Source organism: Salinisphaera sp. RV14, assembly GCF_052044135.1.
Taxonomy (GTDB): Bacteria; Pseudomonadota; Gammaproteobacteria; order Nevskiales; family Salinisphaeraceae; genus Salinisphaera.
Window position 1 is genome coordinate 573,452 of sequence record NZ_JBQDYF010000001.1, and the last position, 19,403, is coordinate 592,854.

The 19,403-nt window shown below is 65.5% G+C and carries 26 protein-coding genes; 16 read left to right on the forward strand and 10 right to left on the reverse strand.

Annotation, left to right across the window (positions count from 1 at the left end):
- Nucleotides 1-33: 33 nt before the first annotated feature.
- From dtd to trkA, 5 genes are read right to left on the reverse strand one after another with little or no spacing between them, the layout of a single operon-like run.
- Nucleotides 34-471, reverse strand: coding sequence for a D-aminoacyl-tRNA deacylase (dtd, locus tag ACS8Y6_RS02675; RefSeq protein WP_440850978.1), 438 nt, complete (start codon nt 469-471; stop codon nt 34-36).
- The gene (locus tag ACS8Y6_RS02680; protein ID WP_440850979.1) at nt 468-1,421 is read right to left on the reverse strand and encodes a homoserine kinase; all 954 of its coding nucleotides are present in this window, start codon (nt 1,419-1,421) and stop codon (nt 468-470) included. The genes dtd and ACS8Y6_RS02680 overlap by 4 nt, the downstream gene beginning before the upstream one ends.
- A gap of 10 nt (nt 1,422-1,431) precedes the next feature.
- A complete protein-coding gene (locus ACS8Y6_RS02685; protein ID WP_440850980.1) occupies nt 1,432-1,752 on the reverse strand; it encodes a tetratricopeptide repeat protein in 321 nt (106 codons plus the stop codon).
- Between the two features lie 49 nt (nt 1,753-1,801).
- Entirely contained in the window at nt 1,802-3,286 is a 1,485-nt protein-coding gene (locus tag ACS8Y6_RS02690) for a TrkH family potassium uptake protein (protein ID WP_440850981.1), read from the reverse strand.
- A 9-nt stretch (nt 3,287-3,295) separates the two neighbouring features.
- On the reverse strand, nt 3,296-4,675 hold the full coding sequence (gene trkA, locus ACS8Y6_RS02695) for a Trk system potassium transporter TrkA (protein WP_440850982.1): 1,380 nt from the start codon (nt 4,673-4,675) through the stop codon (nt 3,296-3,298).
- A 214-nt stretch (nt 4,676-4,889) separates the two neighbouring features.
- Between trkA and hisI the strand changes: the two genes are divergently transcribed.
- From hisI to ureG, 13 genes are all read left to right on the forward strand, one after another.
- Entirely contained in the window at nt 4,890-5,297 is a 408-nt protein-coding gene (gene hisI / locus ACS8Y6_RS02700) for a phosphoribosyl-AMP cyclohydrolase (protein ID WP_440850983.1), read from the forward strand.
- Nucleotides 5,290-5,646, forward strand: coding sequence for a phosphoribosyl-ATP diphosphatase (locus ACS8Y6_RS02705; RefSeq protein WP_440850984.1), 357 nt, complete (start codon nt 5,290-5,292; stop codon nt 5,644-5,646). The genes hisI and ACS8Y6_RS02705 overlap by 8 nt, the downstream gene beginning before the upstream one ends.
- Nucleotides 5,647-5,661: 15 nt before the next feature.
- Nucleotides 5,662-5,946, forward strand: a complete 285-nt coding sequence (gene tatA / locus ACS8Y6_RS02710) for a twin-arginine translocase TatA/TatE family subunit (protein ID WP_440850985.1) — start codon at nt 5,662-5,664, stop codon at nt 5,944-5,946.
- A 14-nt stretch (nt 5,947-5,960) separates the two neighbouring features.
- Nucleotides 5,961-6,419, forward strand: a complete 459-nt coding sequence (tatB, locus tag ACS8Y6_RS02715) for a Sec-independent protein translocase protein TatB (RefSeq protein WP_440850986.1) — start codon at nt 5,961-5,963, stop codon at nt 6,417-6,419.
- Between the two features lie 11 nt (nt 6,420-6,430).
- Entirely contained in the window at nt 6,431-7,180 is a 750-nt protein-coding gene (tatC, locus tag ACS8Y6_RS02720; protein WP_440851019.1) for a twin-arginine translocase subunit TatC, read from the forward strand.
- Nucleotides 7,181-7,275: 95 nt separating this feature from the next.
- A complete protein-coding gene (locus ACS8Y6_RS02725) occupies nt 7,276-7,872 on the forward strand; it encodes a hypothetical protein (protein ID WP_440854921.1) in 597 nt (198 codons plus the stop codon).
- 125 nt (nt 7,873-7,997) lie between these two features.
- Nucleotides 7,998-8,900, forward strand: a complete 903-nt coding sequence (locus tag ACS8Y6_RS02730; protein WP_440854922.1) for an urease accessory protein UreD — start codon at nt 7,998-8,000, stop codon at nt 8,898-8,900.
- A 177-nt stretch (nt 8,901-9,077) separates the two neighbouring features.
- Entirely contained in the window at nt 9,078-9,380 is a 303-nt protein-coding gene (gene ureA, locus ACS8Y6_RS02735; protein ID WP_109992418.1) for an urease subunit gamma, read from the forward strand.
- Between the two features lie 7 nt (nt 9,381-9,387).
- Nucleotides 9,388-9,708 (forward strand): urease subunit beta, encoded by a 321-nt coding sequence (locus ACS8Y6_RS02740; RefSeq protein ID WP_440850989.1) that lies wholly within the window; start codon nt 9,388-9,390, stop codon nt 9,706-9,708.
- Nucleotides 9,705-11,408 carry an urease subunit alpha gene (gene ureC / locus ACS8Y6_RS02745; RefSeq protein ID WP_440850990.1) on the forward strand — a complete coding sequence of 568 codons (1,704 nt, stop codon included), beginning with the start codon at nt 9,705-9,707 and terminating at the stop codon, nt 11,406-11,408. The genes ACS8Y6_RS02740 and ureC overlap by 4 nt, the downstream gene beginning before the upstream one ends.
- Before the next feature lie 39 nt (nt 11,409-11,447).
- Nucleotides 11,448-11,963: an urease accessory protein UreE gene (ureE, locus tag ACS8Y6_RS02750; protein ID WP_440854923.1), complete on the forward strand. Its 516-nt coding sequence runs from the start codon at nt 11,448-11,450 to the stop codon at nt 11,961-11,963.
- Complete coding sequence (locus ACS8Y6_RS02755; RefSeq protein ID WP_199678666.1) at nt 11,956-12,651, forward strand: urease accessory protein UreF; 696 nt, start codon at nt 11,956-11,958, stop codon at nt 12,649-12,651. The genes ureE and ACS8Y6_RS02755 overlap by 8 nt, the downstream gene beginning before the upstream one ends.
- Before the next feature lie 23 nt (nt 12,652-12,674).
- Nucleotides 12,675-13,286 (forward strand): urease accessory protein UreG, encoded by a 612-nt coding sequence (ureG, locus tag ACS8Y6_RS02760; protein WP_440850992.1) that lies wholly within the window; start codon nt 12,675-12,677, stop codon nt 13,284-13,286.
- 114 nt (nt 13,287-13,400) lie between these two features.
- On the opposite strand, the gene ACS8Y6_RS02765 is transcribed toward ureG, so the two are convergent.
- From ACS8Y6_RS02765 to ACS8Y6_RS02775, 3 genes are all read right to left on the reverse strand, one after another.
- Nucleotides 13,401-14,513, reverse strand: a complete 1,113-nt coding sequence (locus ACS8Y6_RS02765) for an alkene reductase (RefSeq protein WP_440854924.1) — start codon at nt 14,511-14,513, stop codon at nt 13,401-13,403.
- Nucleotides 14,514-14,581: 68 nt separating this feature from the next.
- Nucleotides 14,582-15,037 carry a plastocyanin/azurin family copper-binding protein gene (locus ACS8Y6_RS02770; protein WP_440850994.1) on the reverse strand — a complete coding sequence of 152 codons (456 nt, stop codon included), beginning with the start codon at nt 15,035-15,037 and terminating at the stop codon, nt 14,582-14,584.
- A gap of 95 nt (nt 15,038-15,132) precedes the next feature.
- Nucleotides 15,133-16,257, reverse strand: a complete 1,125-nt coding sequence (locus ACS8Y6_RS02775; RefSeq protein ID WP_440850995.1) for a zinc-dependent alcohol dehydrogenase family protein — start codon at nt 16,255-16,257, stop codon at nt 15,133-15,135.
- Between the two features lie 222 nt (nt 16,258-16,479).
- Between ACS8Y6_RS02775 and ACS8Y6_RS02780 the strand changes: the two genes are divergently transcribed.
- On the forward strand, nt 16,480-17,052 hold the full coding sequence (locus tag ACS8Y6_RS02780) for a phosphoribosyltransferase family protein (protein WP_440850996.1): 573 nt from the start codon (nt 16,480-16,482) through the stop codon (nt 17,050-17,052).
- A 65-nt stretch (nt 17,053-17,117) separates the two neighbouring features.
- Here ACS8Y6_RS02780 and ACS8Y6_RS02785 read toward each other — a convergent pair whose 3' ends face one another.
- Nucleotides 17,118-17,789 carry a dienelactone hydrolase family protein gene (locus tag ACS8Y6_RS02785; protein ID WP_440854925.1) on the reverse strand — a complete coding sequence of 224 codons (672 nt, stop codon included), beginning with the start codon at nt 17,787-17,789 and terminating at the stop codon, nt 17,118-17,120.
- Between the two features lie 267 nt (nt 17,790-18,056).
- Here ACS8Y6_RS02785 and ACS8Y6_RS02790 point away from each other — a divergent pair, with 267 nt between their 5' ends.
- Nucleotides 18,057-18,551, forward strand: coding sequence for a pilin (locus ACS8Y6_RS02790; RefSeq protein ID WP_440850998.1), 495 nt, complete (start codon nt 18,057-18,059; stop codon nt 18,549-18,551).
- A 102-nt stretch (nt 18,552-18,653) separates the two neighbouring features.
- Here ACS8Y6_RS02790 and ACS8Y6_RS02795 read toward each other — a convergent pair whose 3' ends face one another.
- Complete coding sequence (locus tag ACS8Y6_RS02795; RefSeq protein WP_440850999.1) at nt 18,654-19,070, reverse strand: RNA-binding S4 domain-containing protein; 417 nt, start codon at nt 19,068-19,070, stop codon at nt 18,654-18,656.
- A gap of 38 nt (nt 19,071-19,108) precedes the next feature.
- On the opposite strand from ACS8Y6_RS02795, the gene ACS8Y6_RS02800 reads away from it, so the two are divergent.
- Nucleotides 19,109-19,390 carry a DUF3634 family protein gene (locus ACS8Y6_RS02800; protein ID WP_440851000.1) on the forward strand — a complete coding sequence of 94 codons (282 nt, stop codon included), beginning with the start codon at nt 19,109-19,111 and terminating at the stop codon, nt 19,388-19,390.
- Nucleotides 19,391-19,403 lie beyond the last annotated feature (13 nt).

Here is a 19,403-nt window from a genome sequence, read left to right on the forward strand (position 1 = left end):
AGAGGCGTTCGCCACAATAATCGATCACGCCGATCAGGCCGTCAGCCAGAAGGTCACGGGGCCGTCGTTGACCAGCTCGACCTGCATGTCGGCACCGAATCGGCCGGTGGCGATCGGCGCGTGGCGCGCGACCAGCACCGAGGTGAAGTGATCGAACAGCGGTTCGGCGCGCTCGGGCGGGCAGGCGGTGGAAAAACCGGGCCGATTGCCACGGCGGGTATCCGCGGCCAGGGTGAATTGCGGCACGGCCAACACCGCCTTGTTCGCGCTGATCGCGCCGCGATTCATGCGCCCCTGGTCGTCGACGAAGATACGGTAGGCCAGCACCCGTTCGGCGAGGCGTTGCGCGCGTGCCTCGGTGTCGTCCGGCTCGGCCGCCACCAGCGCCAGCACGCCGGCGTCGATGGCCGCGATGCGCTCGCCGGCCACTGTCACCGAAGCCCGGGTGACACGCTGGATCAGCGCGATCATTGCGGTATCAGGGCGGGTGCCGCGGCGCGGTGGGCGAGCAGTAGACGCTTGAATGGCGCCGGGTCCTTGATGTGCACGACTTCGCCGCTCATCGGAAAATACGCGTCGATCAGGCGCGAGGCCCAGAAACGCAGGGCGGCGGCACGCAGCATGGCCGGCCAGGCGGCGTGTTCGGCCTCGTCCGGCGTGCGCCGGCGGCCATACGCACGCATGAATGCCTGCCATTGCGCCGGGTCGTAGCGTTCGTCGTCGTCGAAGGCCCAGTCGTTGCAGATGATGGCGAGATCGAACAGCAGGTAGTCGTGGCAGGCATAGTAGAAATCGATCAGCCCCGACACGCGGGACTGGTCGAACAGGACGTTGTCGCGGAACAGGTCGGCATGCACGACCGCCGCCGGCAGGTCGACGTAGAGCGTGCGGGCGGCGCGCTGCTGGAAGGCGATCTCGTCGGCCAGTAGCGCATGCTCCTCGGCCGCCATGACGCCGTTGAGCCGCTCGGCGGCAGCGGCGATCCACTCGAGGTTGCGTGCGTTGCCCTGCACCGGGGTAAAGCTGGCCACCGCGCGATGCATTTCGGCGACCACGCCGCCCAGCGAACGGCAATGTCCGGCGCCGGGCGATTCCACGCTGGCGCCTTGCAAACGGTAGACCAGGGCGGCCGGCCGACCGCGCACCCGGCTCAGGAAGCCGCCGTCGTTGCGGGCGACCGGATGCGCGCAGGGCACGCCGTGGCCGGCCAGATGATCCATGAGCTGCATGAAGAACGGCAGCTCGGATTCGTCGACCTGCTCGAACAGCGTCAATACCCAGCGCCCGAGGCTGGTGTCGACGAAGTAGTTGGTGTTGGTGATGCCGGCAGAAATGCCGCTGAAGTCCTCGAGCTCGCCGACGGCATAGTCGGCGAGCAGCGCGCGCAGATCGTCGGCCTCGACGCGGGTGTAAACAGACATGCGCCGGCGCCTAGTTCCGCGCGCGTCGCGCGCGCTTGAGAAAGACCTGCATTTCCCTGGCCGCCTGGTTGTCGCCGCGTCGCTCGGCGACTTCGACGCCGCGCTCCAGCGCATCGATCGCGGCATGAACCCGGCCGGCGTCCAGCAGAACCCGGCCGTACAGCCGCCAGGCGGCCGAATACTCGGGATCCTGACGCACGGCCTCGGCCAGGTGCGTGCAGGCGGTCTCGAGCTCGCCGTTCTTGTACAACAATTCGCCCAGCGTGAACCGCGCCAGGGGCGCGTCCTGTCCGGCGTCGATCATGGCTTGGAGTCGATCCTGCATCGTCATGGCGCCGATTGTACCGAAAGGCCGGGCGGGCCTGTCAGGCGCGCCCGGATCAGCGGCGCCAGAAAGCCGGGGTGAGGATCACCAGCAGCGTGAAGACCTCCAGGCGGCCCAGCAGCATGGACAGGCACAGCACCCACTTGGCGAGCGTGGGAATGCCGGCCATGTTGGAGGCCACCGAGCCCAGGCCGGGGCCCACGTTGTTGATGGTGGCGGCCACCGCGGAGAACGACGTCAGCTCGTTGAGCCCGGTGGCGAGCAGAATGAGAAACATCAGCACGAATACGGTCACGTAGACCGAGAAGAAGCCCCAGACGGCGTGCACGACACGGTCGGGAATGACCTTGCCGCCCATCTTGATGGGAATCTCGGCGTTGGGATGAACCAGGCGGCTGATCTCGCGGGTGCCCTGCTTGGCCAGCAGGATGAAGCGAACCGTTTTCATTCCGCCCGTGGTGGAACCGGCACAGCCCCCAATGAAACCGCCCAGCAGCAGGAACATGGGAATAAAACTGGGCCAGATGGTGTAGTCGGTGGTGGTGAAGCCGGTGGTGGTGCCGATCGACAGCACCTGAAACAGCGCCTTGATCACGGCATCGGGGGCGTCGATATAGGTGCCCGAGACCAGCAGCACGATCGTGGTCACCGTGGTCGCGGCAACGACCATGATCAGGAACGTGCGGGTTTCCGGGTCGCGCCAGTAGCCCAGCGGATTGGCGCTGCGCCAGATCGAGAAATGCATGCCGAAGCTGATCGCACCAATGAGCATCGAAACACAGGCGGCCAGTTCGATGATGGGGTTGTCGTGGTAACCGAGCGATAAATCGTGGTTGGAGAAGCCGCCGGTTGCGATCGAAGAAAACGCATCGCTGATGGCATCGAACGGGGTAGTGCCTGCGGCCCAGAACAGCAGGGCGCAAAACAGGGTCAGCGATACATAGACGTACCACAGCGCCTTGGCGGTCTCGCGGATGCGCGGCGTGAGTTTGGCATCCTTGATCGGGCCTGGTGTCTCGGCGCGATACAGCTGCATGCCACCGACGCCCAGCATGGGCAGCACGGCGACCGCCAGCACGATGATGCCCATGCCGCCCATCCAGTGCAGCAGCACGCGCCAGAACAGAATGGCGTGGGGCAGGGTATCCAGGCCGGTGAGCACCGTCGCCCCGGTCGTGGTCAGCCCCGAGACCGATTCGAAGGCGGCATCGGTGAAGTTCATGTCGGGCCGGGTGGCCAGCCATAACGGGATGGCGCCGAACAGGCTCAGCACCATCCAGAACAACACGACCACCAGGAACCCGTCGCGAATCTTGAGTTCGCGCTGGACATGCCGGCTCGGCAACCAGGCGAGCAACCCGGTCGCCAGGGTGATGGCAAAGCCGATGGCAAAGGCCTCGATCTCGCCGTCGCCGTAGATCAGCGCAACCACAATCGGCGCCAGCATCGAAACCGAGAAGATCATCAGCAGCAGGCCCAGCACGCGCTGGACCACCGCGTAGTAATAGTTCAGCCGCCCCTGAATGATGGAAGTGAGCATCAGCCGGGACTAGACGTAGGACACGCCGACCTGGAACAGCTGTTCGACTTCGGCGGTGTATTTCTTGTCGATGATGAAGATCATGACGTGGTCGCCGGATTCGATCACGGTGTCGTGATGCGCGATGAGGACATCTTCGCCGCGGGCGACCGCACCGATGGATGCGCCGGGCGGCAGCTTGATCTCGTCGATGCGCCGGCCGACCACCCGCGAGTTGGAGCGCTCGCCGTGCGCAATCGCCTCAATCGCCTCGGCCGCGCCGCGGCGCAGCGTATGCGCGCGCACCACGTCGCCGCGGCGGACGTGCGCCAGCAGCGCCGAAATGGTCGATTGCTTGGGCGAAATGGCGATATCGATCTGGGTGCCGGAAGATTCGATCAGGTCGACATACGCCAGCCGGTTGATCAGCGACATGGCCTTGCGCGCGCCCAGCCGCTTGGCCAGCATCGCCGACAGGATGTTGGCTTCGTCGTCGTCGGTGACCGAGCAGAACACATCGACCGACTCGATGTTCTCTTCGCGCAGGAGCGCCTCATTGGCGGCATCGCCCTTGAGCACGATCGAGCGATTCACACGCTCCGACAACCAGCCCGCCCGTTCCGGATTGTGTTCGATCACCTTGACCTGGCACTGATTTTCCAGCGCAAGCGCCAAGCGTGTGCCGATGTTGCCACCACCGGCCAGCATCACGCGCTTGACCGGACGATCGATCTTGCGCAGTTCGCCGATCACCTGCTTGATGTCGCGCCGGGCGGCCACGAAGAACACCTCGTCGTCGGCCTCGACGATGGTATCGCCTTGGGGAATCAAGGGCTTGCCGCGGCGATAGATCGCCACCACGCGGGTGTCGACGTTGGGTATGTGCTGGCGCAGCGCCTTGAGTTCGTTGCCGACGAGTGGCCCGCCGTAATAGGCCTTCACGCCCACGACCTGGACCCGGCCCTCGGCGAAGTCCACCACCTGCAGCGCGCCGGGATACTGGATCAGGCGCTTGATGTAGTCGGTCACCAGCTGTTCCGGACTGATCGACATGTCGATCGGGATCGCGTCCTGATGGAACAGCCGTGCCTCCACCAGGTATTCCGACGACCGGATCCGCGCGATCTTGGTCGGCGTATGAAACAGGGTGTAGGCGATCTGGCAGGCGATCATGTTGATTTCGTCGACCGCGGTAACGGCGATGATCATGTCGGCGTCGTTCGCGCCCGCATCGCGCAGTACCGCCGGGTGCGCCGCATAGCCGTGCACGGCCCGGATGTCGAGCCGGTCCTGTAACGGACGCAGCAGCGATTCGTTGATATCGACGACGGTGACGTCGTTCGATTCATGGGCGAGATTCTCGGCGAGTGTGGCGCCGACCTCGCCCGCCCCCAGGATGATGATCTTCATGCGCGGCAACATTAGATCGCGCCCGCGGAGGTTGCAACAGCGCGAGCGTGCGGCCCGGCCGCCGGGTCGGGTTGGGTTCGCGCGCGCACGGCCGCAGTGGCGGCGTGCGACACCGGCATCGACGCCCGGATTCGGCCGCGCCGACGCGGGCCTCGTATGAAACGGCCACAGGCTCTACGATACGGCGCAACGGCATGACAACATGGAGTTCCGCATGGGTTCGAGCGCGGCAAACGACTGGCTCTCGGTGGTCGACTGGGATGAGCGGGGGCTGGCGCCGGTAATCACGCAGTCGGTCGACAGCGGGCGCGTGCTGACGCTGGCCTGGATGAACCGTGACGCGCTCGCCGCGACCGTGGCATCCGGTTATGCCACTTACTGGTCGCGCTCGCGCGCGGCGCTGTGGCGCAAGGGCGAGACCTCCGGCAATCTTCAGCGTATCGTCGAGATTGCGCTGGACTGCGACAACGATGCCCTGCTTCTGCGCGTCGAGCAGGTCGGCGGCGTGGCTTGTCACACTGGCCGCGAGTCCTGTTTCTTCCAGATCCTGGACGGCGAGACCTGGGTCACCCACGATCCCGTGCTCAAGGATCCCCAGCGAATGTATGGTCTGCATGAGTAATTCCGCCCCCGCCGACCCCGACGTCTTCACCGCGCTTGATGCCGCGTTGGCCAAACGTCGCATATCAGATCCCGCGCATAGTTACACTGCCTCGCTGTATGCTGGCGGTGTGGCCGCGATCAGCGCGAAGATCGACGAGGAGGCCGCCGAAGTCATCGAGGCCGCGCAGGGTGATGACGATTCGCATGTCGTGCATGAGGTCGCCGACCTGTGGTTTCACTGCATGGTTCTGCTCCAGTCGCGAGGGCTGGATTCCACGGCGGTACGTAATGAACTGGCCCGGCGCTTCGGCGTATCGGGCCACGAGGAAAAAGCCGCCCGTGGCACACGGGGCGGGAACAACGCCTAACACGAAGAGGTTTATATGCTTTCCGGTATCAGTATCTGGCAGCTGCTCATCCTTCTGGTCATCGTGCTGCTCGTCTTCGGGTCGAAGCGGCTGCGCAATCTCGGGCCGGACCTGGGCAATGCGCTCAAGGGCTTCCGCTCGGCCATGAAGGACGACGACGAGCAGCGCGAATCCGACAAGGATCCGAAGGTCGTGGATCACGCGCATCGCGAGGATGCGTCGAGCCACGGCGACAACCAAAGCCAAAACCACAGCCACGAAACCGGCGCCGAGAACGATAGCGCCAACCGTCGCGACTAGGGCGGATACACGTCATGTTCGACATCGGTTTCTGGGAGCTGGCGGTTCTCGGTGTGATTGGATTGATCGTGCTCGGTCCCGAGCGTCTGCCCGTGGTCGCCCGTACCCTCGGGCGCTGGGCGAGTCGCGCGCGCCATTACGTCAACGCGTTGACCACCGAGCTCGAGAACGAAGTGGCCACCGAGGACATCCGCCGGGATGTCCGGCGTGCGCGCGAGCAGATCGAGGCCGAGACGCAGGAATTTCGTTCGAGCACGGAGCGCGCCGTCAGCCCGCTCATGGAGCCGATCGAGGGCGAAGCCGAGCCCACCGAGAATGCGTCCGGCGAGCAGAACACGCCGACGCGGCCGGCCGCGGAGGACGCGGCGTCCGTGGCATCAGACGAATCCAGCGCGGCGGCGTCCGATGACGAGGCCGATAAGGCCGATGTCTCCGCCACCACAACGCAACCACACAACGAGAATCGCCCGTGAGCGACGACGAGATCGACGACAACGAACAGCCCCTGATGGCGCATCTTTTTGAGCTGCGCACGCGGGTGATCCGCATTGCGATCGGCATCGTCGTGGTGTTTCTGCCCTGTTTCTATTTTTCCCGTCCGTTGTTCACCTACCTGTCGGGCCCGCTGTTGGTGCACATGCCGAACCACAGCAGCCTGATCGCCACTGGCGTCACGGCGCCGTTCCTGGTGCCGATGAAACTCTCGCTGATGGTCGCGTTCGCGGTCTCGCTGCCGTGGACGCTGTACCAGGTGTGGATGTTCGTGGCGCCCGGGCTGTACATGGCCGAGCGCCGGCTTGTCACGCCCTTGCTGGTTTCCAGCACGTTGTTGTTCTATCTGGGTATGGCGTTCGCGTATTACGTCATCTTTCCCATCGTGTTCGGTTTCTTCGTCTCGGTGGCCCCGGCCGGCGTGACCGTGATGACCGACATCTCCAACTATCTCGACTTCGTGTTGAAAATGTTCATGGCGTTCGGCATCGCCTTCGAGCTGCCGGTGGCCATCTTCCTCATCGTCTGGGCCGGTTTCGTCACACCCAAGCAGCTTGGCGGCTATCGGCCTTACGTGCTGGTCGCCGCGTTCGCCGCCGGCATGCTGCTCACGCCGCCGGACGTCATATCGCAGACATTGCTCGCTGTGCCCATCTACCTCTTGTACGAGGTCGGGCTGTTCACGGCGCGCATGTTCGCACCGGGCGCACGCGACCGTGAACGCGAGCAGGAAACCGGCTGACCTGATGCGCCCGCAAGCGCGGGCGCGCAGAATTCAGGCCGAATTAATGGGCCGGACGTAGCGTCGGGGTGTTTCTTGCAACGCAGTAGGGCGCCATGATGTTGAACAAAACCGCGATTGTTTTCGGTCTGGCCATGGTCACGAGTTCGGCTTTTGCCGCGTCCGGCATGGGTGCTTCCGGCAATACGGGTGCGAGTGCGGGTGCCGCTCAGGCCGGTACGTCGAGCCGCGTCTCGTTGGCGGCCGAGTTTCACAAGCTCGATACCAACAATAACGGTGTGCTCAGCCGGAGCGAGGCACAGGCCAATCCGACCGTGGCCAAACGGTATGACTCGATGGATACCAACGCGTCGATCAAGAGCGACCCGCGGGCCAGGAAAAGCGATGTGAGCGCTGGCGGCATCACCCTCAAGCAATTCGAGGCGGGTATGCAGGCGGCCCACGGCGGCACGGTCGGGCCGGCGGTTTCCGGTGGCGAGACCTATATCGTCATGAAGAACGGCAGCAAGCGGAAGCTGCCCAAAACGACACAGAAAGCCGGAAACGCCATGAACGGCACACGGCAGAGCATGCAATCGGCGGGTCAGTCGATGAGCAATACGGCGTCGCAGATGCGTAACAACATGCAAGGGTCGGGCAACCCCATGTCGGGTAATGGCGCGCATGGTGGTACAGGCCCTGGATCGCAATAGCCGAATCTGTCGGACGGCTATGATAACGGCCCCGTGTCGGCCCCGCCACGGGTCGGGCCGGCCGCGGGCCCTGGGTCGCGATACGTCGATCGGGGCTTGGCGGCCGGTTTAGTTTTGTGTAGAAGATGATCTTTGAACCGTGCCCGGAGTCATCGATCGTCTTGTGCCCTGATATCGCCGCGGACCGTTCGCGCTGTGCAGACGGCTGGAAGGCCCGACTCGATCTGACCATTGCCCGTCGCGGCGAACGCAGCGTGGCCACGCGCCGGCGTCATCGCGGGCCGGTTTATGTGCAGCGGTTACTGTACCCCGAAGGTGACGGCACCGCGCATGTCATGCTGCTGCACCCGCCGGGCGGCGTGGTTCAGGGCGATGAAATCGATTTCGACATCCAGCTCGAATCGCGCGCGCAGGCGCTGATCACCACGCCTTCGGCGGCCAAGCTGTACCGGGCTCCCGCGCGTGCCAGCCGTCAGGGTGTTCGCCTGTCGGTCGGTGCCGGGGCGCGGCTGGAGTGGCTGCCCCAGGAAACCATCGTGTTCGACGGGACACAGGCGCTGACCTCGCTGGATCTCGATCTGGCCTCGGATGCGCGCGCCGTCGCCTGGGATATCTGGACACTCGGCCGGCCGGCTTCGCACGAAGCATTCGATAGCGGACACTACGACGGTCGATGGTGCGTACGGGTCGGCAATCGGTTGCGTTGGCACGAACGCACATTGGTGCCGGGCGCCGGGCAGTCGCCGTTCCAGAACGCGCCCTGGGGGCTCAACGGCGCGCGGGCGGTCGGCACGCTCGTTGCTTATCAACCGGAAGGGTTCGACGCGACGACGGCGAACGAGTTGCGTCGGCGGCTTGCCGAATACCGCATCGGTAGTGGCGTGTCGGTGGTGGACGGTCTGTTGGTCGTGCGCGTGACCGGGCGAGAAGCACGGTTGTTACATACGCCGTTACGCCGGTTATGGGAATCTCTGCGGCCGTCGATACTGGGCAAACCGGCTGTTGCGCCCCGTATCTGGGCGACGTAGGCGCCGCGCTCCCGGCTATCGCCAACGCGTTGTTCCTGGGCCGCGGCCGCGTGGCGTGTCTTGATGGCCGGCGTCGCCGGTCGCTATCGAACGTAGGGGTAAACCGGCACACCGCGCGTCGATTGTCAGACCGGCCCGTCGGCACGGCCCGGTCGCCCACTGAATAGAGAATGTGTCATGGATCTCACGCCGCGCGAAAAAGACAAACTGCTGATCTTCTCGGCCGGGCTGCTTGCCGAGCGGCGTCGGGAGCGTGGCCTGAAACTGAATTACCCCGAGGCGATGGCATTCATTGCCTCGGCGTTGATGGAAGGCGCCCGCGAAGGCCGTTCGGTGGCCGAGATGATGGACTACGGCCGGACGCTGCTCACGCGCGAGGACGTCATGGACGGCGTGCCGGAAATGCTGACCGAGGTCCAGGTCGAGGCGACGTTCATTGATGGCACCAAGCTTGTCACCGTCCACGATCCGATTGTCTGAGGTAGCCATGATTCCAGGCGAAATTCTGCCCGCCGAGGGCGAGATCGAAATCAACGCGGGGCGTGAGCGGCGCACGATCGAGGTCGCCAATACCGGCGATCGGCCGGTGCAGGTCGGGTCGCATTATCATTTCGCCGAAACCAATCCGGCGCTGGCGTTCGATCGGGCTGCCGCCCGCGGTTTTCGACTCGATGTGCCGGCAGGCACGGCGATCCGCTTCGAGCCGGGCGCGACGCGCAGCGTGGCGCTGGTCGCCTACGCCGGCCGGCGTGTGATCCACGGTTTTCATGGTCGGGTGATGGGCCCGCTCGATGAGGATTCGGCATGAGCCATATGGACCGGACGGCCTATGCCGAGATGTTCGGGCCCGCCGCGGGTGATCGCGTGCGGCTCGGCGACACGGCCCTGACCATCGAGATCGAGTCCGATGCCGGGCATTACGGCGATGAGGTCAAGTTCGGCGGCGGCAAGGTGGTGCGCGACGGCATGGGCCAGAGCCAGCACGCCAACGATGTGGCCGCCGATACGGTGATCACCAATGCCGTGATTCTCGACTGGTGGGGCATCGTCAAGGCCGATGTCGGCATATCCGGGGGCCGTATCTCGGGCATTGGCAAGGCCGGCAACCCGGACATCATGGACGGCGTCGGCATCGTGATCGGGCCGGGCACGGAAATCATCGCCGGCGAGGGGCAGATCCTCACCGCCGGCGGGATCGATGCGCATATCCATTTCGTCTGCCCGCAGCAGATCGAGGAGGCGCTGGCCTCGGGTATCACCACCATGATCGGCGGCGGCACCGGCCCGGCTACGGGCACCAAGGCCACGACGGCCACGCCGGGGCCCTGGCACATGCATCGCATGCTCGAGGCGGCCGAAGCCTTTCCGATGAACCTGGGGTTTCTGGGCAAGGGCAATGCCAGCCAGCCCGGCCCGTTGCACGACCAGATCGTGGCCGGGGCCTGTGGCCTGAAACTGCACGAGGACTGGGGCACCACGCCGGCCGCCATCGACAATTGTCTGACGGTGGCCGAGGCAACGGACGTTCAGGTGGCCATCCATACCGATACGCTGAACGAGTCGGGCTTCGTCGAAGACACGTTCGCGGCATTCAAGGATCGGGTGATTCATACCTACCACACCGAAGGGGCCGGTGGCGGTCATGCGCCCGATATCATTACCGCCGCGGGCAAGCCGAATGTGTTGCCATCGAGCACCAATCCGACGCGGCCGTATACGGTGAATACGGTCGACGAGCATCTGGATATGCTCATGGTGTGTCACCACCTGAGCCCGTCGATCGCCGAGGACGTGGCATTCGCCGATTCGCGGATTCGCCGCGAGACGATCGCTGCCGAGGACATCCTGCACGATCTCGGCGCGTTCTCGATGATCGCCTCGGATTCGCAGGCGATGGGCCGCGTGGGCGAGGTCATCACCCGTACCTGGCAGACCGCGCACAAGATGCGCGTCCAGCGCGGGCCGGCGCCCGGCGACTCCGCGCGCGCGGACAACGAACGTGCGAAGCGCTACATCGCCAAATACACCATCAACCCGGCGATCACCCATGGCATCGCCCACGAGGTGGGCTCGGTCGAGGTCGGCAAGCTGGCCGATCTGGTGCTGTGGAAACCGGCTTTCTTCGGCGCCAAGCCGGCCACCATCATCAAGGGCGGGGTGATCGCCATGGCGCCGATGGGCGACCCGAATGCCTCCATTCCCACGCCGCAGCCGGTGCATTACCGTCCGATGTTCGGCGCCTACGGTCGTTCCGTCACCTCAACGTCGGTGACGTTCACCTCGGCCGCCGCCCTGGCGGCCGGCATTGGTGATCGGCTCGGTCTCGCCAAGCGCCTGGTCGCGGTCGCCGGTACGCGGCGGCTCTCCAAAGCCGACATGCGCAACAACGATGCCCTGCCGCATATCGAGGTCGACCCGCAGACCTACGACGTGCGCGCCGACGGCGAACTCCTGGTCTGCGAACCGGCGGCCGATCTGCCGCTGGCCCAGCGTTATTTCCTGTTCTAATTCGGCGCCTCGCCGTCGATCGGCCTGATCCATACCCCCATGATTCGACTCGTTCACAAATACAGCGGCGCGCCGGTTGCCGCCGATGCCACGGCAACCCTGGATTTCGACGCCCGCCAGAAATCACGCCAGCGCCTCGCGCTCGACAACGGCGACTTTGCCGGCCTCGTGCTGGCCCGCGGCACGACGCTGTCGGACGGTGATGTGCTGACCGACGCGCAGGAAAGCGTGTTCGTGCGCATCGTCGCGGCGGCCGAAGCCCTGTCCTACGTGCATTGTCTCGATCGACTGTTGCTGAACCGGATCTGCTATCACCTCGGCAACCGCCACGTGCCGCTGCAGGTGCACGCCGATGCCGTGGCCTATCGCCACGATCATGTGCTGGATGCGATGGTCGCGGGCCTGGGCGCGCGGCCGCAGGTCTGTCACTGTGCGTTCCACCCCGAGCCGGGCGCTTATGATCATAACGGCCACGGCCACGGCCACGGCCACGAGCACGAGCACGAGCACGAAGCGGCGGCCCCGGTCGAGAGCCCGAATCACGCCCATGGCTGATGCCGGCCGGGGGCTTGCGTTACAGCGCTTGCTGCAACTGGCCAGCCCCTCGCTTCCGGTCGGCGCCTTCGCCTATTCCGAAGGCCTGGAAGCCGCCGTCGAACAGGGTTGGCTGCGCAGCGAGGCGGATGTACGGGGTTGGCTCGCGGCGAGCCTCGAGGCCACGCTCGTACCGCTCGACCTGGCCGTGTATTTCCGCCTGCATGCGGCCTGGCAGGCGGACTGCGTCGAGCGGGTCGGCGACTGGAGCCGTTATCTGCTGACGTCGCGCGAAACCGCCGAGCGGCGAGCCCAGGAGCGCCACCTCGGGCACGCCCTGGCGACCCTGCTCGACGGTATGCAGGAGCCGGGCGCGCGCGATTGGCGTCTGGGCGGGGCGCATGCGGCGGACGTTTCATTCGCGGCGCTATGGGCGCTGGCCGCAACGCGCTGGCAAATCGAGCCCGAGGCGGCCGCGTCCGGGCTGGCCTGGGCCTGGCTTGAAAATCAGGTGCTGGCGGCGGTGAAGCTGGTGCCGTTGGGGCAGACGCGCGGCCAGATCCTGTTGTTCGAGTTGGCCGAAGGCGTGCCGGGTGCCGTCGCGCGCGCAACACGCCTCGCCGATGCGGAACTGGGCGGTTCGTTACCGGGCGTGGCGCTGGCCAGCACGGCGCACGAAACCCTGTATTCGCGACTTTATCGTTCCTGATCGATCATCTGAAAGAGGTAAGCATGGACAAGCAATCGCCCCTGCGGGTCGGCATCGGGGGTCCGGTCGGCTCGGGCAAGACGGCGCTGACCGACGCCCTGTGCAAGGCCATGCGCGACAAGTATTCCATCGCCGTGGTGACCAACGACATCTATACCCGCGAGGATGCGGATTTCCTGATTCGCAGCGGCGCATTGCCGGAACAGCGCATTCGCGGTGTCGAGACGGGGGGTTGCCCGCATACCGCGATTCGCGAGGATGCCTCGGCGAATCTGGCGGCGATCGATCAGCTCACCGCCGAATTTCACGATCTGGATATCATCCTGATCGAAAGCGGCGGCGACAATCTGGCGGCGACATTTTCGCCGGAACTGTCGGACCTGACGCTCTACGTGATCGATGTCTCGGCCGGCGACAAGATTCCGCGCAAGGGCGGGCCCGGCATCACGCGATCCGATCTGCTGGTGATCAACAAGATCGATCTGGCGCCCTATGTCGGCGCCTCGCTCGAGGTCATGGCGCGGGACGCCCGGATGATGCGAGGTGAGCGCCCGACCCTGTTCACCAACCTGCGCGCCGGCAATGGCGTCTCCGAGATCATGGCGTTCGTGGAGCAGGAAGGCATCCTGAACTGATCCGCTTCGAGCGCGCCGGTTACGGCCGGCCGCGCCCGCATTCGTGCGCGGCGCTGACAAGAAAAAGCCGGCGGATCGTCCGATCCGCCGGCTCAATGGCCATCGAGCGGCGTGTTACGCCGTCTGCTCCTCGAGCGTCGGGTAGTCCGTGTATCCGGTTTCGTCGCCGCCATAGAAGGTCGACGGATCGGGTTCGTTGAGTTCGGCCTCCTGACGGAAGCGTTCTACCAGATCCGGATTGGCGATGTAGGGCCGACCGAAGGCCGCACCGTCGCCGAGATCGTTTTCGATCAGTTTCTCGGCGCGATCCGCGGTGTAGTGCCCGCAGAAGATGAGCGCGCCACTGGCGAACCGCTGGCGCATGGCCGCGCGGAATTCGTCGGTGAGCTTGATATCGCCGCCGGCCCAGTTGGGCTCGTTGATATGCAGGTAGGCCAGGCCGCGCGCTTCGAGCTGTTCGGCCAGATGGAAGGCCATGGCCTTGGGTTCGTCGTCGCTCAGGCCGAAGATCTCGATGAACGGCGAGATACGAATGCCGACGCGATCGGCGCCCATGACCTCGGTGACGGCGTCCACGGCTTCAAGCGTCAGCCGGGCCCGGTTCTCGATCGAGCCGCCATAGGCGTCGGTGCGCTGGTTCGAGCCGGTGGCCATGAACTGTTGCAGCAGATAGGCGTTGGCCGCATGGACTTCGACCATGTCGAAACCGGCGCGCTTGGCGCGAATCGCCGCCTGACGGTATTCGTCGATGACGTCCGGGATCTCCTTGGTTTCGAGCGCGCGGGGCGTCGAGGTGGGGTGATTGCCCGAGGTTCCGTCCTCGAACTCGACATAGCATTCCGCGCCCTCGGCCTTCAGTGCGCTGGGGGCGACCGGCTTGCGGCCGTCCGGATGCACCATCTCGTGGCCGATGCGGCCGACGTGCCACAGCTGCAGACACATGCGACCACCCGCATCGTGCACCGCATCCACGACCTTCGACCAGCCGGCTTCCTGTGCGTCGGTGAAGATACCCGGTGTGTAGACATAGCCCCGGGCCGACTCCGAAATGTTGGTGGCCTCGGAGATGATCAGCCCGGCGTCGGCGCGCTGAGCATAGTAGGTCTGTTGCATTTCGCCCGGCACCAGATCGGGGCAGCGGGCGCGCGTAAGCGGCGCCATGACCACGCGATTGGGCAGTTCCAGCGAGCCAAAGTGAACGGGTGACAGCAGTTTGTCGTAAGACATGAGGGTCCTTTGATGAACACTAACCCCAGTGACTTGACGGCGTTGCGCGTAAATTCAACGGCGAACGATCAATTTGTGGGTGAAACGGTCAGCGTGCCCTTCATCCCGGCCCGAAAGTGCCCCGGAAAGGTGCAGATGTATTCATAATCGCCGGGTTTGGTGGGCGCGGTGAACGTGATGGTATCGCTGTGGCCGCCGCTCACCATGGCCGTATGCGCGATGACGCGATCGCTCATCGATTTCGGGATGTAGTCGTTGCTGGCGGCGCTCCGCGCGGCATTGTCGAAGGCGCCGGCATCGGTACCCGATTTCAGCAGCACCCAGTTGTGCGACATGGCCGAGGCCGGCAGGTGCGACTTGTTGATCAGCTTGAGCGTGACCTGGGTGCCGGGTGCCACGGTGATGTGGTCCTGCGAGAAACGCAGATCATTGCGCCCGACGATGGTCACACTCTTGCTTGGCGCGGCGAACACCGCCGTGGCGACGAGCAACAGAACGCTGGCGGCAATCAGACGACGAAACATCGGCAAGTCCTCGGGCCGGCCGGCTCGTGATGGCCGGTCGGCTGGGTTGTGGGTTCGAGCATTATCGCGCCGGCCGTGCGCAAAACCCAGGGGGTTCAGAACTGAATCACCTGCCGTATTGCCTCGCCGGCGGCCAGGCGCTCGAAGCCGGTATTGATCTGGTCGAGCGTCAGTCGATGCGTGAGCAGCCGATCCACCGGCAGCCGGCCGGCCTGGTAGAGCGCGATGTAATCCGGGATATCGAGCTTGGGCACATGGCCGCCCAGATAAGAGCCCAGCAGACGGCGTTCCTGGGCCACCAGCGTCAGTGCCGGCAGCGACATGCGCGAATCCGGATGCTGCAGGCCGGCGGTGACGGTGGTGCCGCCCTTGCCGGTGGCGTCGTAGGCGAACTCCAGGGCCTTGGCGACCCCGGCGAACTCGGCGGCGATATCGACGCCACCGCCGGTCAGATCGCGGACTTTCTCCAGTGCGTTGGGGTCGCTTGGGTCGACCGTGGCGGTGGCGCCGAGCCCGCGCGCGGTCTCCAGTTTGTCGGGTGCGATGTCGGCGGCGATGATCTGCGAGGCGCCGCCGGCAACGGCGCCGAGCACGGCCGACAATCCCACGCCGCCGAGGCCCACGACGAGCACGCTCTGGCCGAGCCGCAGCTGTGCGGTCTGCAGCAATGCGCCCACACCGGTCAGCACCGCGCAGCCGAACACCGCGGCGATATCGAAATCCAGCGCCGGGTCGATGCGGACCAGCGATTCGGTGGCCACGATCGCGTATTCCGCGAAGCCGGATACGCCGAGATGGTGATGAACGTCGTGGCCGTGCTGCGACAGACGGCGGCCGCCGGACAGCATGATCCCGGCATTGTTGGCCTCGGCGCCCGGCGTGCACAGCGCGGCGCGCCCATCGGCGCAGTAGGCGCAATGACCGCAGCTCGGCACGAACGTACACACCACATGATCGCCGACCGCGAAATCGGTCACGCCGTCGCCGAGCTCCACGATCTCGCCGGCGGCTTCGTGGCCCAGCACCATCGGGGTGGGGCGCGGGCGATTGCCGTCGATGCTGGACAGGTCGGAATGACACAGCCCGGCCGCATGCATCTTCACCCGGACTTCGCCGCGGCCGGGGCCGGCAAGCTCGACGGTCTCGATCGACAACGGTTTCGATTCGGAATAGGGGCGCGCGGCGCCCATCTCGTGCAGTACGGCGGCGCGGGTTTGCATATCGACCTCACGGGCTGCGCCGGCGGGGTGGATCACGTCCGCGTCCCGCCGGACTGTTGAAACGACCGGGTCAGATTACACCCGTGTCTTGCCCGGCGCATTTTGCCGCATGCCCTGAAGTCGGTGCGTGCCCATCCCGCGTCGCCGTCCGGATCGGATTTAGATTTGTCGCCCGGCCTGTTGCACAATGCAGCGCTGATCCGAACCCAGTCCTGCCCGCCGATGCAAGCCACGCAACGCACCTATCCCGTCGAAATCGCCGGACTCAAGCGCGAACTGCCCCTGTTCCGGGTGGCCTCGGGCGTCCGCATTGCCGTGCTCAATATCCTGGGCGACACGGCGCTGGTGCAGGCGGCCGCCAGCGGGCTGGCGAATCGCCTGGCCGCGCTTGATTACGGCGTGCTGGTGACCGCGGAAGCGAAGTCGATTCCGCTGGTCCATGCCTTGTCGGTGGCCACTGGACGCCCGTACGCGGTGCTGCGCAAGAGCTACAAGCCCTATATGGGCGACGCACTGTCGGCCACCACCCATTCGATCACCACGGGCGACGAACAGACGCTGTATCTCGATGCCAAGGATCGTGATCTGGTGGCGGATGCGCGTATCGTGCTGGTCGACGATGTGATCAGTTCCGGCTCCACGCTGGAAGCCATGCGCAAGATCATGGACCATGCCGGCGCGATCATCGCCGGCGAAGCGGCGATCATGACCGAGGGCGATCGCAGCGACTGGTCGGAGGTGATTGCGCTCGGCCATCTGCCGATATTCGACGGCGACGAGACGGCGATCGACTGACAGCGCCGCGGCACGCGGCGCTGCGACGAAAAGGGCGGCCCCGGGCCGCCCTCGACGTGTGCACCTCAGCCTTTCAGGTGATGCTCGAAGAACGCCATGCTGCGTTGCCAGGCCAGCTTGCTGGCTTCGGGATCGTAGTAATCCCAGTCCTCGTTACCGAAGGCATGCTGGGCTTCGTAGCGATAGCATTCATGCGCGACGTGGCCGGCCTCGAGCTTCTTTTCGAAGGCATCGGCCTGCTCGATCGGGAAGAACGTGTCCTGCGTGGCGAAATGACATTGCAGCGGTACGTCGATGGCGCTGGCATCGCCGGCTTCCTCCGGCGGGATGCCATACCAGGAGACCGCCACATCGGTCTCGGGCACATGCATGGCGGCCAGCACCGCGAGCACGCCACCCATGCAGAACCCGATCACGCCGACCGAGGCGCTGTCCTGCTTGAGATACTGGACCGCGCCGCGCACGTCCTGGGTGGCGGCATCGGAAAAATCCAGGTCGTCCATCTTGTGCTCGGCTTCGGCCGCGTCCAGCGCCTTCTCGCCGCGATACAGATCAGGAATCAGCACACGATAGCCGGCGTCCGTCCATTGCTGGCCGATGCGTTTGATCTGGTCGTTGAGACCCCACCATTCCTGGATCACCACGATGCCGGGCGCGTTCGGCCGGCCGTCGGGCTCGGCGTAGAAGCCGGGCGCGGTGGCGCCATCGGGCCGGGGGAATTCGATCTGCTTGCCCATGAACAATCCTCATTGTCGATTAGTGGGCCCATCCTAACCCGATACTCGCCGACGGGAACACGGGGCATATGACTGCGCGTCACCGAGCGGTCATCGGCTCGTGGTGCTTGGGCGCGCTGTCCGATCGGCATCCGCAACCCCGTGAAATGCCAGACGGCGCGGCGATTGCAGCGGTGCGCCCGCGACCGCGTCGCCGTCCCGGTTTTGACAGCGTGTGCAACAGCCGGCACAAGTACCGTCTTGGGGCAATTGGATACGGGGCAGACTATGCAGGACGCATCGGCCGACCGGCGGGGCCAGACCGGCTTCACGCTGATCGAGCTCATGATCGTGGTGGCGATCATCGGCGTGCTGGCGTCCATTGCGCTGCCTTTGTATCGCCATTACGAAACACGGGCCAAAATCACCGAGGGGCTGGTGCTCGCCCAGCCGCTCAAGCATGCCGTGGCCGAGTACTACAGCATACATGGTCAGCTGCCCAAAAGCGGTTCCTGGAATGGCGTACTGGCGGAGCTGAACATGCCGAGCGGCACGGACGGCGCCGCAAGCGGGCGCTACGTCAAGCGGATCTGGTGGCACAACAACCCGGACGCGCCCGGCATTTACATTCGATATGCCGGCGGCGCGATCGACGACAAGGTCGTCTATCTGACCGCCGACTTCGGTTCGGGCACCATCACCTGGCGCTGCACGGCGCCATCGGAGCACGATAGCGTGAATGCGGGTGTCCCGGCCGATGACCTGCCGGCGAGCTGTCGCTGATGCCGGACGTGGCCCGATACGCGCTACCGCGACCGACGGATCGGGCAGGCCGCCTGGCAATCGGGCGCCACGGTTTCCCGGCGGCCCGGCCTGCGCCGGGCCTCAATCGCCGTGCTTGAAGCGCCGCAGCTCGCGGCGTTGTTTCTTGTCCGGGCGGGCGGTGGGGCGCGGCATGGAAATACGCGCCGCCCGACGCTCGGCGGCGCGCTCGGCGCGGCGTTCGCGGCTGGCTTCGGTTTCGGTGTACAGGGCCTCGGCCTGGTTCGCCGGGCCGCGCTTGTCCGACACGTCGGCGACCTCGACTTCGAAGACCACCTCGCCCTTGGTCACCCGCAATCGATGCCCGGGGCGGAGCGTCGCGCTGGGCTTGGCCTTGTGGCCGTTGACCTCGATCTTCCCGCCCTTGACCGCGGTCGAGGCCAGGCTGCGGGTCTTGAAGAACCGCGCCGCCCACAGCCACTTGTCGACCCGTACCGCGGGTCCGGCGGACGATTCAGACTTGCGTGATGCTTGGCTCATGTCGAGACTTTGACAGGCCATGACCCTGAGGCCAAGACGTGCTCGACCGATTTCGCATCAATTACCGACTCGCCGTTGAACCGGGTGGCCGTGTGACCACCCGCATCGGGCGACCGCCCGCCGGTTTCGTTGCCGCGGTGGCCGATATCGTGCGGTTGCACGGTATCGATCGCGGCACGATCGAATGCAGGGGCCGCGGGGCCTCGGCAAGACTGCGTTTCGGTGGTGGGTTCCCCGAGCGCGGACGGCAGGCGATCCGCAATGTCTGGCAGCCGCCGGCCGGCCCGGGGCCCGGCGGCGGAAGCCGCGCCGTCGGCTGACGAGGTCGCCGCG

What these genes read in the sequence shown, in the direction of transcription:
- dtd (WP_440850978.1), bottom strand. Translation starts at nt 471, where the DNA reads ATGATCGCGCTGATCCAGCGTGTCACCCGGGCTTCGGTGACAGTGGCC.
- ACS8Y6_RS02680 (WP_440850979.1), bottom strand. Translation starts at nt 1,421, where the DNA reads ATGTCTGTTTACACCCGCGTCGAGGCCGACGATCTGCGCGCGCTGCTC.
- ACS8Y6_RS02685 (WP_440850980.1), bottom strand. Translation starts at nt 1,752, where the DNA reads ATGACGATGCAGGATCGACTCCAAGCCATGATCGACGCCGGACAGGAC.
- ACS8Y6_RS02690 (WP_440850981.1), bottom strand. Translation starts at nt 3,286, where the DNA reads ATGCTCACTTCCATCATTCAGGGGCGGCTGAACTATTACTACGCGGTG.
- trkA (WP_440850982.1), bottom strand. Translation starts at nt 4,675, where the DNA reads ATGAAGATCATCATCCTGGGGGCGGGCGAGGTCGGCGCCACACTCGCC.
- hisI (WP_440850983.1), top strand. Translation starts at nt 4,890, where the DNA reads ATGGGTTCGAGCGCGGCAAACGACTGGCTCTCGGTGGTCGACTGGGAT.
- ACS8Y6_RS02705 (WP_440850984.1), top strand. Translation starts at nt 5,290, where the DNA reads ATGAGTAATTCCGCCCCCGCCGACCCCGACGTCTTCACCGCGCTTGAT.
- tatA (WP_440850985.1), top strand. Translation starts at nt 5,662, where the DNA reads ATGCTTTCCGGTATCAGTATCTGGCAGCTGCTCATCCTTCTGGTCATC.
- tatB (WP_440850986.1), top strand. Translation starts at nt 5,961, where the DNA reads ATGTTCGACATCGGTTTCTGGGAGCTGGCGGTTCTCGGTGTGATTGGA.
- ACS8Y6_RS02725 (WP_440854921.1), top strand. Translation starts at nt 7,276, where the DNA reads ATGATGTTGAACAAAACCGCGATTGTTTTCGGTCTGGCCATGGTCACG.
- ACS8Y6_RS02730 (WP_440854922.1), top strand. Translation starts at nt 7,998, where the DNA reads ATGATCTTTGAACCGTGCCCGGAGTCATCGATCGTCTTGTGCCCTGAT.
- ureA (WP_109992418.1), top strand. Translation starts at nt 9,078, where the DNA reads ATGGATCTCACGCCGCGCGAAAAAGACAAACTGCTGATCTTCTCGGCC.
- ACS8Y6_RS02740 (WP_440850989.1), top strand. Translation starts at nt 9,388, where the DNA reads ATGATTCCAGGCGAAATTCTGCCCGCCGAGGGCGAGATCGAAATCAAC.
- ureC (WP_440850990.1), top strand. Translation starts at nt 9,705, where the DNA reads ATGAGCCATATGGACCGGACGGCCTATGCCGAGATGTTCGGGCCCGCC.
- ureE (WP_440854923.1), top strand. Translation starts at nt 11,448, where the DNA reads ATGATTCGACTCGTTCACAAATACAGCGGCGCGCCGGTTGCCGCCGAT.
- ACS8Y6_RS02755 (WP_199678666.1), top strand. Translation starts at nt 11,956, where the DNA reads ATGGCTGATGCCGGCCGGGGGCTTGCGTTACAGCGCTTGCTGCAACTG.
- ureG (WP_440850992.1), top strand. Translation starts at nt 12,675, where the DNA reads ATGGACAAGCAATCGCCCCTGCGGGTCGGCATCGGGGGTCCGGTCGGC.
- ACS8Y6_RS02765 (WP_440854924.1), bottom strand. Translation starts at nt 14,513, where the DNA reads ATGTCTTACGACAAACTGCTGTCACCCGTTCACTTTGGCTCGCTGGAA.
- ACS8Y6_RS02770 (WP_440850994.1), bottom strand. Translation starts at nt 15,037, where the DNA reads ATGTTTCGTCGTCTGATTGCCGCCAGCGTTCTGTTGCTCGTCGCCACG.
- ACS8Y6_RS02775 (WP_440850995.1), bottom strand. Translation starts at nt 16,257, where the DNA reads ATGCAAACCCGCGCCGCCGTACTGCACGAGATGGGCGCCGCGCGCCCC.
- ACS8Y6_RS02780 (WP_440850996.1), top strand. Translation starts at nt 16,480, where the DNA reads ATGCAAGCCACGCAACGCACCTATCCCGTCGAAATCGCCGGACTCAAG.
- ACS8Y6_RS02785 (WP_440854925.1), bottom strand. Translation starts at nt 17,789, where the DNA reads ATGGGCAAGCAGATCGAATTCCCCCGGCCCGATGGCGCCACCGCGCCC.
- ACS8Y6_RS02790 (WP_440850998.1), top strand. Translation starts at nt 18,057, where the DNA reads ATGCAGGACGCATCGGCCGACCGGCGGGGCCAGACCGGCTTCACGCTG.
- ACS8Y6_RS02795 (WP_440850999.1), bottom strand. Translation starts at nt 19,070, where the DNA reads ATGAGCCAAGCATCACGCAAGTCTGAATCGTCCGCCGGACCCGCGGTA.